Below are 16243 nucleotides of genomic sequence, written 5' to 3' on the forward strand. Positions count from 1 at the left end.
TTTATTGCCTAAACGAAAGGGGGAAGGCATGACTGAAAATGAATCATACGGGTTGAGATTCGAAAAGAAAATTGACTCCATTCAGAGTGATATTCGCATGTTGTCAGATCATGTTACTCGACTGACTTTCATTAATGAAGCGCACAAAGAGACTAGCGAACAGAACAAAAAGGACATCGATACATTAGATATCAAAGTCGCGAATTTGGAAAATCGTACAGCTTCGCAAGATGGTGGAATTTCTGTGCTGCGTGTATTGCTGGGAATATTTGCAGGCATCGTATTTTCATTGTGTGCGTGGGTTGGATCTTCAATTATTCAATTAAGCCAAGACCAGTCTTTAATTAAAGAGAAAGTATCACGGTTGGAGGAAGCAAAAAGATGAACAGTGAAAATACCCGCGCTTATCTAGCTTTTGCATTGGTGGGACTAATGTTTGTTTTAGTGATTGCTTTATTTTTTGTGGATATGCCACGAGAAAATAGCAATCTGATTAATACGGCATTGGGCTTCATTGCAGGGGCTATGACAACAGCATGCGGCTTTTATTTTGGTAGTTCTGAATTAGAGAAAAAGAAAGGTGAATCCAATGACAACTAAACCATTCTTCGACGCTGCCCGTGTAATTGCAGGTGGTAAACTCACTCAAGCACAAGTAGACGAACTAAATAAAGTGGTCAATAAACTTGCACCAGGTGGGAAAACTACAAGTGATTTTGGTGTAGACCTAATAACAGGTTTTGAAGGCACACGATTCACAGCTTATGACGATGGGGTAGGAGTCTGGACCATTGGCACTGGCACCACAGTTTATCCAAATGGCGCGAAGGTAAAAAAAGGGGATACTTGTACACCTGAGCAAGCTAAAGCCTACTTCAAACACGACTTGGCCAAATTTGAAAAGACTGTAAATGAATCTGTGATAGTGCCTTTAAGTCAAAATCAATTTGATGCATTGGTTTCACTGACTTACAACATTGGCTCAGGTGCTTTTAATAATTCAACCTTATTAAAAAAACTGAATAAAGGTGACTATCAAGGCGCTGCTGATCAGTTCCTAGTGTGGAATAAGGCGGGCGGTAAGGTTATGAAAGGCCTAGTTCGTCGCCGAGAAGCAGAGCGAGCACTCTTTTTAAAGAAGTAACTTATATGTGCAAGCGTACCAAAGTTGCATCGATCATCACATTGCTGTGTTTAATCTTCTCAGGTTGCACAGCTCACTCAATTAATAGTAACGTTAATGTCTCTATTTGTGTAAGGGCTTTGTGATGTCGCAAGTCATGATCATGGTTTCTGAATCTGGCAAGATGGAGCACACATGCAATCTTCTTGCCGAAATAAATAAAAAAGGTGAAGTCATAAAGATTTATGATCACAATGGAAACGAGCTAAAAATTAACTTTTTAAATAATGAAGTTTACTTTAATAAGACTTGGTGGCAATTCACTAAGATACAATCACTTATCTAGTTGGTAAGGTCTTGGCATAATCTGCTTTTATTTGATCACAATAATCTGCCCAAGCTTGCATCATCTCCCTTCTTTTTTCTAAATGCTTAGTCCTGTTATATGCTCGTCCGTGCATATCTTTAACTTTGTGTGCTAATTGCTGCTCAATGATTTCAATAGGGTAGTTAAGTACTTCCTCTAATATTGTTCTTGCAGAAGCTCGGAAGCCATGTCCGCAAACTTGTTCAGATGTATAGCCTAACCTGCGTAACGCTTGGTTAATTGTATTTTCTGACATAGGTTTAAGTTTACTAGTCATAGATGGGAATACATACTCACTTTCCCCGTCAGGATCATAAGTCAGTTCCTTTATTTTCAGCAACAGTTCTTTAACTTGTCTAGGAATAGGCACAAGGTGTTGAACGCCAGTTTTGTTTCTAGTTTTCGGTGGAGTATATCTCCAAAGATCAACTTCTAAATCAATGTCTGGCCACTTTGCATAACGTAATTCACCGGGGCGAACAAATACATAAGGAGCAATTTTTAAGGCAATTTGAGTAATAAATGTGCCTTCATAAAAATCGATGTCATAGAGGAGTGGGGCAAATTCATTCGATTCAGTCAGAGCTGATAAATGTTTTACCTTAGGTGTTTTTAAAGCGCCTCTTAAATCTTGGGTTACGTCTCTCTCACATCTACCAGTGGCAACACCATATCTCATGATTTGACCACATTTAACTTTAACCTTTTTCGCTGTTTCTAATTTTCCTTGCTTCTCATAAATGCGACAGATATTTAAAACCTCTACTGGGGTAACTTTATCAATAGGTTTTTTCCCAATATTCGCGTTTATGACTTGAAGTAATCTTTTATGGCCACGGATAGTTGATTCGGCAAAATCTTGTTTGCTTTCCCATTCTGCAGCAACTGCGCCAAAAGTATTTTTTTCGGAGTTTACGTGTTCTTGTTCAACTCTTTTACGTTCAACTTGGGGGTCTATGTTTTGTGCCAGTAATGTTCTAGCTTCATCTCGTTTAGATCGAGCATCTGCAAGACTCACCTCTGGATAAGAGCCAAAACCAATAGTATTTCTTTTTTTTGTATATGGGCGTGAATAGTCAAAACGCCAAAACTTATTTTGGTTTTTATCTATAAGCAAATAGAGACCCGAACCGTCAGATAGTTTCAGGGATTTTCCATTTTCTGATTTAGCTTTCTTTATCTTTGTATCAGTAAGTGGGACAACGGTTTTAGGCATTTTTGCGGTACCATTTTTGCGGTATTTAATGAGGTACTGTATTAAGTACCGTAAAAAAACAAGAATTATCTCGGTCTATGTCGGACTATTAAAGACTATAAAAATTTAATAATCAATTATAGATAAAGGGTTCCCGTACTATTTCGGACTAAGGTGTAATTTAATTTGGTGCGCCCTGCGGGACTCGAACCCACGTCGGTCGCTTAGGAGGCAACTGCTCTATCCAGTTAAGCTAAGGGCGCATAATTTTATGATTATAAACAAAAAAGCTATTGCGAAGGCAATGGCTTTTTTACGTTTTAGTTATTAAAAATTTTGCCAGAGTGGCCAATAAAGATAAAGTTGAACCATTCAACGGTTTCAAACACTTATATCTGTAGAAAAACAGTTTATAAAGCTAAAAAATCACAAAAACTTCATGTTGATCTTTCTATGATCTGAAGCAAAACACGAAAAGGTTTAAGACAAGCAATTGAGTAGATGAAACTGTTCCCGAAAGGTTGTTTGTTAAAAATCAGATTTAGCTACCTATAATTCAAAAGGGCATAGCATGAAAAAAATTGATGAACAGGACTTATCTAGAATTATTGAAATGGCATGGGAAGATCGAACCCCATTTGAAGCAATTGAGCGAGAATATGGCTTAAGTGAAAGCGAAGTGATTCGTTTAATGAGATATAACCTGAAAACCAATAGTTTTAAACTTTGGCGTAAACGTATGGCAGGGCGTAAAACTAAGCATCAACAATTACGTTCACCAGAGGTTGAACGAGCTTACTGCTCTCGTCAGTATAAATATGCTTAACGTCTAATTTTATTGTCGATGAAATTTTAATTCTTACAACGCGTAATTTACTGATAATGAATAAAAAAGCCATTGTCTAGACAATGGCTTTTTAGATTTATTTATTCTTCAGGATTCTCAATGGAATCTAATTTTTTAGGATTTAAATAGTCAAAAAGTATAAGCATTGCCGTAATCCAAATAGGGATCATCATTACTGACTCTTTGAAGCCTTGAGTCCACATAATATAGAGAACCACAGCAATAAACGCTAAAACTAAGTAATTACTAAAAGGTGACCATAACGCTGGAAAAGATGTCTTAATATTCGCGTGCTTAACAAAGCGTCTATACTTCAAATGTGTAATTGATATCATTGCCCAGTTTAGAACAAGTGCACCAACCACAACGTACATAAGATGTCCAAGAGCATCTTCAGGTACAAAGTAATTTAAAAGAACGCAACCAAAGATTAATAAAGCAGAAAGCAGAACAGCGGGAATAGGAACCCCTTGTTTATTGGTTTTTGCAAAAACTTTTGGTGCATTACCTTGTTGAGCGAGACTGTATAGCATACGGCTATTTGCAAACATCCCACTGTTATAAACAGATAGAGCAGCAGTTAAAATAATAAAGTTCAGTAAGTGTGCAGCCCAACCAATTCCCATTTGGCTAAAAATCATAACAAATGGACTTTTGTCGAGACCGCCAAGATCTAATTGGTTCCATGGCACTAATGAAAGTAAGATCGCTAGTGAACCTATATAGAAAATCAAAATACGGAAAACGACTTGGTTAATTGCTTTTGGAATCGTTTTTTTCGGATCTTTTGCTTCTGCTGCGGCCATACCAATCAGTTCAATACCACCAAAGGCGAACATCAAGAAAGCCAACATATAGAAGAGGCCGCTAAAGCCATTTGGAAAAAATCCACCATGAGACCAAAGGTTACTAAATGAAATATTTGAGCCTACATCTGCTGTAAATAGCAAATAAAGCCCAAAAACAATCATAGAGATGACCGCTGCAACTTTAATAATAGCGAGCCAGAATTCGGACTCACCATAAAATTTGACGTTTGTTAGGTTAATTGCCGTAATCACGACAAAGAAAAATAAGACAGACGTCCACGCTGGAATATGAGGCCACCAATAATTAATATATTTGGCCACTGCGGTGAGCTCGCTCATCGCAACCAGAACGTAGAGTATCCAATAATTCCATCCAGTTAAAAATCCGGGAAATTTCCCCCAGTATTTATACGCAAAATGGCTGAACGATCCTGCAACAGGTTCTTCAACAATCATTTCTCCCAGGTGGCGCATAATTAAAAAAGCAATTAAGCCACCAATGGCATATCCTAAAATAATGGATGGTCCCGCAGATTGAATCACTTGCGCCGAGCCTAAAAATAATCCGGTACCAATTGCTCCACCCATAGCAATTAATTGGATATGTCGATTTTTTAGTCCTCGTTGCAGTGTAGAAGATTCGTTGGTCAAAGGTCTTCACTCACTATGAATAAGTAAATTATTCTAATAGATGGAGTTATTTTAGCCTAGACTACAAATTAATAAGCAGTGACTGAAAAGTAATTGTAAAAATTATTTAAAATCATAATCTTGCTTTTAATATTTCTATTTCGAGTGAAAAGTACTCTAAAAAATATAATTTCAGATAGACTTTTTTTCTTAGATTTTGCTTAGATTAGGTCATTGCAAGAGCATTGTTAAATTCACAAAATATGCTCGCGTCAATACGATTGATGTATAAAGCAGATCGCTATCTCTTGGCCTTAAAACAATTTAAGATGCAGAGAAGGGTAAACAAGAATGCTTGTTTTGATATAGAAGAACATAATAGTAAGGATAACAGTTGATATGAGCTCAGTACCGCAAATTAAAATTCCAGCAACTTATATGCGTGGTGGAACCAGTAAAGGTGTCTTTTTTAAGCTTGATGATTTGCCGGAAAAAGCCCAAGTTGCAGGACAAGCCAGAGATCAGCTCTTACTCCGTGTAATTGGTAGCCCAGACCCCTATGGGAAACAAATTGATGGAATGGGTGGTGCTACTTCGAGTACGAGTAAAACCGTTATTCTCGCTAAAAGTTCTCAGCCAGATCATGATGTCGACTATTTATTTGGTCAGGTTTCAATTGATCAACCTTTCGTAGATTGGAGTGGTAACTGCGGTAATTTAACCGCGGCTGTTGGTTCTTTTGCGATTTCAAATGGCTTGGTTGATGCAGATCGTATTCCTGAAAATGGCCTATGCACTGTTCGAATTTGGCAAAAAAATATTCAAAAAACTATTATTGCGCATGTGCCTATTACCAATGGTCAAGTTCAAGAAACTGGGGACTTTGAACTGGATGGGGTGACCTTTCCTGCCGCTGAAGTTCAAATTGAGTTTTTAGACCCAGCCGATGACGGTGAAGAAGGCGGTGATATGTTCCCGACAGGAAATATCGTTGATGAATTAGATGTTGCTGATATTGGCCGTTTCCAAGCGACATTTATTAATGCCGGAATCCCAACTATTTTCTTAAATGCAGAAGATTTGGGTTACCAAGGTACAGAGTTGCAAGATCATATTAATAGTGATGCAACTGCACTAGCACGTTTTGAAAAAATTCGTGCCTATGGCGCGTTACAGATGGGCTTAATTAAAGATATTTCAGAAGCAGCCGCACGTCAGCACACACCAAAAATTGCTTTTGTCTCTAAACCAAAAAACTACACAGCTTCAAGCGGTAAAAACGTTTCAGAGAACGATGTCGACTTACTCGTTCGAGCTTTGTCGATGGGCAAACTTCACCATGCCATGATGGGAACAGCGGCAGTGGCGATTGGCACGGCAGCCGCTATTCCGGGCACATTGGTAAATTTAGCTGCGGGCGGTGGCGAACGTGAAGCAGTACGTTTTGGTCATCCATCTGGAACATTACGTGTTGGTGCTCAAGCGGAACTGATTAATGATCAATGGGTCGTGAAAAAAGCCATTATGAGCCGCAGTGCACGTGTGTTAATGGAAGGTTGGGTACGCGTTCCAGGTGACAGCTTTTAAAAGTTGTTAAATAAGAAAAAGCCTCTCAATCATGTAGAGGCTTTTTACAGTTGCCTTCAAAAACTCATCACCCACTTTTAACAGTGAATCGTGTATGATGTAGCGCATGAATGCTTCATTACATTCAATAAAATTTCTCTACTGATTTTATCGAGGCGACTGTGTCATCACTCTCTCAAGTTAATGCGGATGTTTTAAAACAAGCTCAACAACGTATTCAACAAGATTTATTGACGACACTGGCCGCGTTCTCAATTCCAGAGCCTTTAAAAAGTGCAGTACACCATGCAGTCATGCTTGGTGGAAAACGTGTGCGTCCGGCTTTGTGTTATGCCACTGCTTCTTTACAGCCAAATCCAAATTTTGCTGCGGCGCGCCGTGCTGCGGTTGCAGTTGAACTTATTCATTGTTACTCGCTAGCGCATGACGATTTGCCTTGTATGGACAATGATTTACTTCGTCGTGGTCAGCCAACTTGCCATGTAGCATTTGGTGAAGATACCGCTTTACTTGCAGGTGATATTTTACAGTCGATGGCTTTTGAGGTTTTAGGGAGTCGTTTGTTTGATGAACAAGGGCAGGGCACCGATGCGGCGATTGTATTAAAACAAATGCAGATTTTAGCAACTGCCAGCTCCAAGATGGTCTCTGGACAGGTTTTAGATTTACAAGCTGAAGGCAAGCAAATTACTCAAGACGAACTTGAAAATATCCATCGTAATAAAACTGGTGCGCTCATTCAGGCGGCCATTATGATGGGTGCCGTGACCATTTTCTCTGGAACAGATCAAGCAATTCCAAACTTGCGTCAATATGGGCAGACCATTGGTTTGGCTTTTCAGGTATTAGACGATATTCTCGATATTACTTCGAGTACTGAAACCTTGGGTAAAACTGCAGGTAAGGATGAACAAGTACAAAAATCGACGTACCCCGCCTTAATGGGGCTCGAACAAGCAAAGTCATATGCTAAAGAGTTGCATGATCAAGCTTTTGAAGCTTTAGCTCATTTTGGTGATGATGCAAAAGAATTAGTAGATATCTCACAATTCCTTTTAGCGCGTACTAATTAATAATATTAAATCAATATTCATAACTTCTATTCATATTCAATGAATAAGGGAGAAAAGAATGAATGGTGCTCAGCTTCATCAAGCTGCAATTGAAATCGCTCGCAATCTTCCCTTTAGTCAACAGTCCCATCCTTTTGGTCCAGACTATGAAGTTTTTAAAATTTTAGAAAAAATATTCATGCTGACCGCAGAAGTAGCTGGCGTCAAAATGATTAATATCAAATGTGATCCTTATAAAAGTCAGGAATATCAAGAACTCTATTCATTTATTGTTCCGGGCTATCACATGAATAAAAAACACTGGATTTCGATTACACCGCATAAGAACTTAACAACCGATTTACTTCAAGATTTAATTAGCGACTCTTATGATTTGGTTGTAAAAAAACTCCCTTTGAAAGATCAGAAAAGATTAAAAAACCAATAATATAAAACATAAAAAAACGGCGACATCATAGTCGCCGTTTTGACTTCAATTGCGTATTTAAAGTAACTAAATTAATTATGTTTTCCCATAATTCCGCGAATTGTATTTAAAACATCGGCTGGTAAAACCACTGTTTTAGCATTGCTTGATTTCGCCATATCTTGCATCGCTTTGACATACTGTTCACCTAACAGGTAAGCAACTGGCGTTTCTTTATCACCCACTGCACTTGTCACCATCTCAATGGCTTTTTGCGAAGCTTCAGCCAAAACAACTTGTGCTTCTGCATCACGGCGAGATGCTTCTAAGCGACCATCAGCTTCTAAAATTGCAGCTTGTTTTTCACCATCAGCTCTTGTTACTGTCGCACGGCGTTGACGTTCTGCCGCAGCTTGAGCTTCCATGGCAGCTTGCATGGTAGAAGAGGGTTGAATATCTTGAATTTCGACAGTTTTTAAAGTGATGCCCCAATCTGAAATATCATCAGAAATCGCAGCTTTTAGCTTCGCTTTAATATGATCTCGTGAAGACAAAGCATCATCTAGATCCATTTCACCGACAATAGAACGTAATGAAGTTTGTACAAGGTTTTGAATTGCCCATGTATAGTTTTCAATACCATAGACCGCTTTTTCTGGTGTGGTTAAATTAATATATGCCACAGCATTCATGAGTAATACAGCATTGTCACGCGTAATCACTTCTTGAGATGGGATATCTAACACAATGTCTTTAGTGGTAACTTTATAAGCCACTTCATCAACATAGGGAATCACAAAATTAAGCCCCGGATTAAGGGTAGAGTGATATTTCCCTAAACGTTGAACAATCCACTTATAACCCTGAGGAACAATACGAACCCCTTTAAAAATGGTGACAGCCACAAAAGCCAAAAAGGCTAAAACAATAATAGTACCGACTGGCATAAAAATACCCTCTCTTTATCTTTAATGTTTATGAAGTACCATGGGACTGGACAATTAAGTCGTTACCCGAAATATCAATAACTCTAACACGATCACCAACTCTGACTGGTGTGGTGCTTCGGCAGTTCCATTCATCGGCCCCTAAAATGGGCATTGGAAAGCGAACGATAATTTGATCATGGTCGAGACCGGTTTGGATCACCATACCAATTTGACCAATAGTTGCTTCACGGGGTAATCCCGCTTTAGTCTTATCAATTGATAATGGTTTAATAAATTTGAACCAAAGAATGGTGCATAGCACTGACAGAACTATCCATAATACAATTTGCGTTGTGAGGCTAATATCTGGAAATAACCAGTAGAGAAAGCACACCATAATGGCGGCAATACCAAACCAAAGCGCGGCAAAGGCGGGTAGAATCAGTTCAGAAAGAATAAGTAAGATACCCAATACAAACCAGTGCCAAGGTTGTATAACAAACTCCATAGATCTGCTCTTTTATATATCTTTATGATGGGTAAAAGTGACTCAATATCACTTTTACCACTGTAGCAGATGATGGGGAGTGTGGATAGAAAAAAACCACCTCAATTAGAATTTAGGGCGTGGCGCAGGCTTAAACGCAGCTGGAGATTTTTTGAAGTTTGCAATTGCTGTTTCAATTTGACGTATTTGCGCTTGAGCTGCTTTTTCGCCTTCCAAAATTGCTTGGTTACTTGATTTGAGATCAAGAGTACCTAGATGACCAACTTTAGGTTGAATGACAACATTGGCCTGCTTGAGCTCTTCATTAATACTTTGTTGACCCATGATATTAATGGTTTGATCAAGTAATCCCCACATATTGGCTGGGCGATTTCCTGCTGGACGCGCAGAAATATCGACTGCAATCACAATATCCGCACCCATATCACGAGCAGTTTTAACAGGAATTGGGCTAACCAATCCACCATCTACATATTTCTGCTTGCCAATTGTTGCTGGTACAAATACATTCGGAATACTACAAGATGCACGTACGGCTTGGCCTGCATTACCTTTAATGAAGTCAGCTTTTTGACCATTATCGAGGCGTGTTGCCACGGCAGCAAAACGGATTGGGAACTTCTCAATTGGTTTATTGCCTACATTACGGTTAACGTAGTCCTGTAACTTTTGTCCAAGAATAATACCCTGACGATTAAGTGTTAAATCGCGGATATCTGACTCTTGTAACTTTAGAGCCAGACTTTGCAATTGATAAGGTGTTTGTCCACTTGCGTAGATACTTCCAACAAAGCTACCGGCACTGGTACCCGTGACAATTTTAGGTTTAATTCCGTGAGACTCTAAAACCTTAATTACACCAATATGTGAAAATCCTTTTGCTCCACCGCCACCTAAAGCAAGTGCAATCACAGGTTCACGGGCTTTCATTGAGGTTGTCGGTGTTAGTGTTTTGCTAAATTTATCACAGCCAAATAGTGCTAGAGAGATAAATCCAATACTGGCAAATTGAGCAATTTTCATCTTTAAAAATAATCTACGTCGAGATAAATTAAGAGGGCTCATGAGACCAGATTTGCTCAATTTTTGCTAGGTTTTTTTCACTAGATTTTGTAAAGGTTCAGCAAGCCAATTACGATTTTTAGGTGAAATTTTTCCTTCATAACGCTCAAAAATCTTTTTTAAATCTTCTTCATAGTTGCCGCTTGGGGTTAAGTGCCCTAAACAGTGAATAGTCTTATGATCATAATCAAAAGAAAACATGACAATGGGAATATTGGCTTTTGCAGCGATATGATAAAAGCCACTTTTCATTTTTTTTGCTTTTTTACGTGTGCCTTCGGGCGCCATTCCAATCCAGATCTTGTCATATTTTTGAATGGTTGCAACGACTTGCTCAGTAAGTCCATTGGCTGTGTCACGTTTAACTGGAATGACTCCAGCCCAATCTAAAGCTCGTTTAAACGGTGGTTTAAAAAGGGCATCTTTACCTAACACCGTAATTTGAATACCTAATCCGAAAATCGCAAGAAAGCCATACCATCCATCAATATTAGAAGTATGGGGGGAAATAATCGCCACTGCTTTTGGCAAATTAGGAACTTCACCTTCAATTGTCCAACCTTGCGCTAAAAAAAGTTTTTTAAATAGCGCTCGGCTTAAAGCAGTACCGCGTTGAGGTACTAAATCAGGTAAATTAGGGAAATGTTGATCCATATTTTTTAAATTTTAACTTGTCCTAGTTTTATCTTAATCTTTTGAAATATATGCTTCATTGGCAAAATGTAAGAACAACATGACATTTGATGTTATTCCTCATTAAACAAATAAAAAGTAGGTTTCTATGTTGCGGCAGCAAAATCTTTATCTTCTGCTATTTTCTTTATATTGGGCCCAAGGACTGCCTGTTGGGTTTATGACCCACGCTTTACCCGTGATCTTAAGAGCAGAAGGAGTTTCACTCGCCCATATTGGTGGCTTTGGCTTATTAATGTTACCGTGGTCAATCAAGATTTTTTGGGCGCCGTGGGTCGACCGACACGCACTTTCCCATTTAGGACATTATCGTAGTTGGATTCTACCTACTCAGTTTTTGACTGTGGGTGTACTGTGTATTTTGTCTTTTTTCCCCGTTCAAGCTTTAGATCAACCTATTTATTTATTCGCATTTTTTATTTCCCTTCTTTTTATGAACTTAACTGGAGCAACACAAGACATTGCTACCGATGCTTTAGCAGTCAACTTGTTAAAACATGATCAGCAGCATTGGGGCAATACATTTCAGGTCATTGGTTCACGCATAGGTTTTATTGTTGGGGGAGGTGCCGTACTTTGGTGCTTAGACTGGTTAACATGGCAACCCACTTTCTTGCTATTAGCAACCATAGTATTTTTAAATACTTTACCTATTTGGTTATTTAAAGAGCCTCAACATACTTCTCATGCGAGTCGCGAACTCAAACTTAATCAGCAAAATTTAGTCCTAAAAATTAAAGCTTACCTAAGATATTTCTCTCAAAATAAAGAACTCCGTTCTTGGTTGGTGGTACTGATCACTTTTAAAGTAGCAGACGGCTTAGCTGGACCATTACTTAAACCTTTAATGGTTGATATGGGGTTAAGTTTTACTCAAATTGGTGTTTACATCACGATGCTCGGTGCAGTAGCAGCACTCGCTGGGGCGGCAATAGCAGGAGGCGTGCTTAAATACTTTTCAAGACCAGCAGCATTAATTGGCTTTTCAATTTTTAAAATTATGAGTCTAGGAGCCTATGCTTATTTAGCCTATGCCTATGAACAAAAAATTCAGTTGAATGTCTGGGTTATATATACAGTCAATGCTTTAGAAGATGCATTTGCGGCAATGCTATTGGTGGTTATGTTGACTCTAGTCATGCATTACAGTCGAAAAGAATATGCGGGGACAGATTTTACCTTTCAGGTTTCAGTTATGGCGACTGTTAGCGGTCTTCTTTATAGTTTTAGCGGTGTGATTGGAGATTTACTCGGTTATTTCCATTATTTGATAGCTATTGTCATTATTGCAGTGATCAGTTTACTGCCTATTTTCCTCTGGAAACATGAGAAACTACAGGAAAAATAATGTTAACTAAATGAAATAAAGAACTTTAATATTGCTCAAGCAGTGATCTAAGCTTTATCTACTACCTTTGTCTATGTTTTTAAAAATGTATATTTTTAGCTATTTAAATGCTCAATTAATTGTGCCATCTTGTGTGGGTAGCAAATGGAAGCTAAATGGAGAAAAAATGGATTTGGATAACAAGAAAAATCATGTGAATCAATCAAAATGGGCAGAAAAATGTTCAATTAGATTGGTTATTAGCCTAAAGTCTAAAAAAGAATAATGAAATAACGATTTAATCATTCTATAAGATAAGAGAGTTGTGTAGGATTCGTTACAACATGAAGTTAAGGTAAAAATCTGTAAATCAAAGTATGTTTTTTATGTCTTTGTTTATCGGTTTTAGTCTTGCACAACGTTGAAATTGGTTTTGGTTGCGGTAATAAAATTAATGTAACCAATGTGGAGGAGAGTTGATTTTTTAGCCCCTAATTTAATGGCGTAAATCAACTTGGCATGGATAGGCAACATAAAATATATTTTTAGGAGTTTTTGATGGATCTATTCCTTAATCGTAAATCTTTCGTTATTAAAAGTTTAGCTCTTACAGTTACAGCTTTAATGATGAGTGGGGCACATGCTGCGACTTCCGACAAAGCGGAAATTCAACAGCTTCGTAAAGAAGTTGAAGCGTTAAAAGCTTTAATTCAAGAACAACGTCAAGTTCAGCAACAACAACAGCAAGTACAGCAACAACAGCAAGTACAGTTAGCTGAAGTTAAGGCACAACCTCAAGCTGCTGCACCAGCTTCTCCATTAGCATCATTAAAATCTAAAACTGGTGCTGATGTGAATCTATATGGTTTTGTTCGTGGCGATGCTAACTATATTATCGAAGGTGCGGATGGTGACTTCGCTGATGTAAGTAAGTCTAATGGTGAAGCAAAAGATAAATTGCGTGCTACTGCTAAAACGACTCGTCTAGGTTTAGATTTTACTGCTCCTGTAAGCAATGCCAAAGTTGGTGGTAAAATTGAGTTGGACTTTGCAAGTGGTGACAATAACAAATCTGAAAACGTACGTATTCGTCATGCTTACTTAACTTATAACAACTGGTTGTTTGGTCAAACTACATCTAACTTCTTGGCGAGCCACGCACCAGAAATGATCGACTTTTCGACGAACATTGGTGGTGGTACAACACGTATTCCACAAGTACGTTATAACTATAAATTAGCTCCTGCGACTCAATTATTTGTTTCAGCTGAGGAAGGTAATAGTTCAGCAACAGGTGACTCAGTTAAATATAGATTACCTGTATTAACAGCTAAAATTACTCAAGGTTATGCTGGTGGTAATGGTAATGCTTCTGCTCGAGCTTTTGTTGAAAACTACAAATCAGGAAAGGGCGATGACCAGACTGGGTGGGGCGTTGCTGCAGGTACTGACTTTAAAGTAGCAGATCCTTTAAAACTCTTTGCTGATGCTTCTTATGTTGTAGGTAACAGTAACTACTTATATGGTAGTAATTCTGCTTATACTTTAGTTAATGATAATATTGAGCAAAATGAATTTGTAGCTGTACAAGTGGGTGGAACTTATAAGATTTTACCTAACCTACGTGCTACTTTAGCATACGGTGCTCAATTCGCTGATGATGGCACAGACTATGCTAAAGCATATACTGCGGGTAATGAAAAAGTTCAGCAAGCATGGCTCAACGTCATTTATACACCAGTTAAACCAATTGACTTAGGTATTGAATATGTTAATGGTAAACGCGAAACCTTTGCTGGTGATGATTACAAAGACAACCGTGTTGGTTTAATGGCTAAATATAGTTTCTAAAAACAATATTTAGTTAAAAGCTCAAAAGACGAGGTTAAATCTAATCTCGTCTTTTTTTATATAAATTAAAAGAATTAGCTTGCTTTAAAGCTTCAGAATTAGATCATTTTTTATTTAAGTCATTTTTAAGTTTCAATTTCTACATTAGAGCATCATAAAAAGATTGTAGTCACCCAAGATGCTGAATTTTTTTTCTACTTTAAAACATAAACAGATTTCACTGTTTATGTTTAATTTGATTATAGCCATTTGGTTAGGGGCAATTCTAAATATTGGTTTTTATCACCAAGTCCATATTTTAACTCCATATTTTGGAATAAAGGCTATTCTATTTTTAGCTGCTACTGTACTTATTGTGGTTGCTGCTTATTATGCGGTTTTACAGATTTTAAACTGGAAATGGACCGCTAAAATTTTTGCAATTTTACTGGTCGTGATTGGTGGTTTTAGCTCTTATTTCGTGAATACCTTAGGCGTAATTATCTCGCCCGATCAGATTCAAAATATGATACAAACCGATGTATCTGAAGTTTCTGATCTAATTTCATTACGTTTTGGACTCTGGACAGTTTTCTTTGTTGTTTTACCTATTATTTTAATTACTCAGGTAAAACTTAAAAAAGAAAAAACATCTCATTTATTGTTGAAAAAAATTAGTTCAATTATTGCTTCTTTCGCAATCGTTGGTCTTTTGCTATTTGTTTATTATGTTGATTTCGCAGCGATCTTTCGTGAGCATCGTGATCTAAAAGGTATGATTTCACCTCAAAATAGTATTTCATCTTTAATGTCTTATTATCATAAAAAGGCACCTAAGAAGAACTTGCCATTAATACACTATGGTGAAGATGCTCATCAAATTCAGCAAGTACAAAGCAACTTGCCTAAATTAATGGTTTTAGTTGTAGGCGAGACTGCACGTGCAGAAAGTTTTGCATTAAATGGTTATTCGAAAAATACGAATCCGGAGCTTTCTAAACAGGAGGTTTTGAATTTCTCGCAAGTTAGCTCATGTGGTACAGCAACAGCTGTGTCGGTTCCATGTATGTTCTCTGGCATGCCACGTGTTGACTATGATGAACAACTTGCAAGTCATCGTGAAGGTTTATTAGACATTGCCAAGCGTGCGGGCTACCAAGTGACTTGGATTGATAATAACTCTGGGTGTAAAGGGGCTTGTGATCGTGTGGAGGAATACCAAATACCAGAAAAGTTAAAGCAAAAATGGTGTAAAGACGGCGAATGCTACGATGATATTTTAATTGATAGCTTAAATGAGTATTTAGCGACTATTCCTAAAGGAGACATCCGTCCACGCCTGATTGTTTTACATCAAGTCGGAAGTCATGGTCCAGCCTATTACAAGCGTGCGCCTGCCCAATATCAACCGTTTAAACCGACTTGTGACACTAATGCGATACAGGGTTGCTCTCAAACGGAGTTATTAAATAGTTATGATGACACGATTGTATATACAGACCATGTATTAAGTCAGATCATTAATAACCTAAAAGACCTATCGAAATATCAAACAGGTTTATGGTATTTATCTGATCATGGTGAATCAACTGGTGAACATGGTTTATATTTACATGGTTCACCGTATGCAATTGCACCGAGTCAACAAACACATGTACCAATGATAATGTGGTTTTCTGATAAATGGAAACAACATAATCTTGCACAAGTAAGTTGTTTAAGCCAACAAACGAAAGAAAAGTTAAGTCAGGATAATTTATTCCCAAGCTTATTAAGTTTGTTAGATGTAAGAACTCAGGTCATCAACCCTCAACTGGATATGTTGCACTCTTGTGCCCATGTGAATTAAAGCGAGCC

Annotated in this window: 18 protein-coding genes and 1 tRNA gene; 12 read left to right on the forward strand and 7 right to left on the reverse strand. The window is 37.9% G+C overall.

Annotated features, from left to right (window positions below):
• The first annotated feature begins 28 nt into the window (after positions 1-28).
• The 4 genes from AC52J8_RS03820 (at position 29) to AC52J8_RS03835 (ending at position 1469) form a co-directional block, all read left to right on the forward strand.
• Complete coding sequence (locus AC52J8_RS03820) at positions 29-385, forward strand: hypothetical protein (RefSeq protein WP_031982916.1); 357 nt, start codon at positions 29-31, stop codon at positions 383-385.
• A complete protein-coding gene (locus tag AC52J8_RS03825; protein WP_001083663.1) occupies positions 382-600 on the forward strand; it encodes a hypothetical protein in 219 nt (72 codons plus the stop codon). Before AC52J8_RS03820 ends, AC52J8_RS03825 begins: the two co-directional genes overlap by 4 nt.
• Positions 590-1144, forward strand: a complete 555-nt coding sequence (locus tag AC52J8_RS03830) for a lysozyme (protein ID WP_086611528.1) — start codon at positions 590-592, stop codon at positions 1142-1144. Before AC52J8_RS03825 ends, AC52J8_RS03830 begins: the two co-directional genes overlap by 11 nt.
• A 124-nt stretch (positions 1145-1268) precedes the next feature.
• Entirely contained in the window at positions 1269-1469 is a 201-nt protein-coding gene (locus AC52J8_RS03835) for a hypothetical protein (RefSeq protein ID WP_086611526.1), read from the forward strand.
• Here AC52J8_RS03835 and AC52J8_RS03840 read toward each other — a convergent pair.
• Positions 1462-2706, reverse strand: a complete 1245-nt coding sequence (locus AC52J8_RS03840) for a tyrosine-type recombinase/integrase (protein WP_086611524.1) — start codon at positions 2704-2706, stop codon at positions 1462-1464. The two genes, AC52J8_RS03835 and AC52J8_RS03840, sit on opposite strands and share 8 nt — an antisense overlap.
• Positions 2707-2872: 166 nt before the next feature.
• Positions 2873-2948: transfer RNA gene (locus AC52J8_RS03845), tRNA-Arg, on the reverse strand.
• 308 nt (positions 2949-3256) lie between these two features.
• Here AC52J8_RS03845 and AC52J8_RS03850 point away from each other — a divergent pair.
• Positions 3257-3511 (forward strand): TIGR03643 family protein, encoded by a 255-nt coding sequence (locus tag AC52J8_RS03850; RefSeq protein WP_002116175.1) that lies wholly within the window; start codon positions 3257-3259, stop codon positions 3509-3511.
• 101 nt (positions 3512-3612) lie between these two features.
• Here AC52J8_RS03850 and AC52J8_RS03855 read toward each other — a convergent pair whose 3' ends face one another.
• Positions 3613-4992, reverse strand: a complete 1380-nt coding sequence (locus tag AC52J8_RS03855) for an amino acid permease (RefSeq protein WP_031945084.1) — start codon at positions 4990-4992, stop codon at positions 3613-3615.
• Between the two features lie 378 nt (positions 4993-5370).
• Between AC52J8_RS03855 and prpF the strand changes: the two genes are divergently transcribed.
• From prpF to AC52J8_RS03870, 3 genes are all read left to right on the forward strand, one after another.
• On the forward strand, positions 5371-6558 hold the full coding sequence (prpF, locus tag AC52J8_RS03860) for a 2-methylaconitate cis-trans isomerase PrpF (RefSeq protein ID WP_086399679.1): 1188 nt from the start codon (positions 5371-5373) through the stop codon (positions 6556-6558).
• A 161-nt stretch (positions 6559-6719) separates the two neighbouring features.
• Positions 6720-7631 (forward strand): polyprenyl synthetase family protein, encoded by a 912-nt coding sequence (locus AC52J8_RS03865; protein ID WP_496538878.1) that lies wholly within the window; start codon positions 6720-6722, stop codon positions 7629-7631.
• Between the two features lie 58 nt (positions 7632-7689).
• Positions 7690-8058: an MmcQ/YjbR family DNA-binding protein gene (locus AC52J8_RS03870; protein WP_086399680.1), complete on the forward strand. Its 369-nt coding sequence runs from the start codon at positions 7690-7692 to the stop codon at positions 8056-8058.
• A gap of 71 nt (positions 8059-8129) precedes the next feature.
• On the opposite strand, the gene AC52J8_RS03875 is transcribed toward AC52J8_RS03870, so the two are convergent.
• The 4 genes from AC52J8_RS03875 to AC52J8_RS03890 form a co-directional block, all read right to left on the reverse strand.
• A complete protein-coding gene (locus AC52J8_RS03875) occupies positions 8130-8984 on the reverse strand; it encodes an SPFH domain-containing protein (protein WP_002116544.1) in 855 nt (284 codons plus the stop codon).
• A 28-nt stretch (positions 8985-9012) separates the two neighbouring features.
• A complete protein-coding gene (locus tag AC52J8_RS03880) occupies positions 9013-9474 on the reverse strand; it encodes an NfeD family protein (RefSeq protein WP_032005387.1) in 462 nt (153 codons plus the stop codon).
• 105 nt (positions 9475-9579) lie between these two features.
• Complete coding sequence (locus AC52J8_RS03885) at positions 9580-10497, reverse strand: patatin-like phospholipase family protein (protein WP_086399866.1); 918 nt, start codon at positions 10495-10497, stop codon at positions 9580-9582.
• 66 nt (positions 10498-10563) lie between these two features.
• Complete coding sequence (locus AC52J8_RS03890; protein WP_086399681.1) at positions 10564-11190, reverse strand: lysophospholipid acyltransferase family protein; 627 nt, start codon at positions 11188-11190, stop codon at positions 10564-10566.
• A gap of 127 nt (positions 11191-11317) precedes the next feature.
• Between AC52J8_RS03890 and AC52J8_RS03895 the strand changes: the two genes are divergently transcribed.
• The 4 genes from AC52J8_RS03895 (at position 11318) to AC52J8_RS03910 (ending at position 16235) form a co-directional block, all read left to right on the forward strand.
• Positions 11318-12577, forward strand: a complete 1260-nt coding sequence (locus AC52J8_RS03895) for an MFS transporter (RefSeq protein WP_197738971.1) — start codon at positions 11318-11320, stop codon at positions 12575-12577.
• Between the two features lie 73 nt (positions 12578-12650).
• On the forward strand, positions 12651-12842 hold the full coding sequence (locus tag AC52J8_RS03900) for a hypothetical protein (RefSeq protein ID WP_014207513.1): 192 nt from the start codon (positions 12651-12653) through the stop codon (positions 12840-12842).
• Positions 12843-13114: 272 nt separating this feature from the next.
• Complete coding sequence (locus AC52J8_RS03905) at positions 13115-14407, forward strand: DcaP family trimeric outer membrane transporter (protein ID WP_002116353.1); 1293 nt, start codon at positions 13115-13117, stop codon at positions 14405-14407.
• A gap of 178 nt (positions 14408-14585) precedes the next feature.
• Positions 14586-16235 carry a phosphoethanolamine transferase gene (locus AC52J8_RS03910; RefSeq protein ID WP_208753395.1) on the forward strand — a complete coding sequence of 550 codons (1650 nt, stop codon included), beginning with the start codon at positions 14586-14588 and terminating at the stop codon, positions 16233-16235.
• The last annotated feature ends 8 nt before the right edge of the window (positions 16236-16243 follow it).

This window comes from Acinetobacter sp. S-1 (assembly GCF_059579785.1).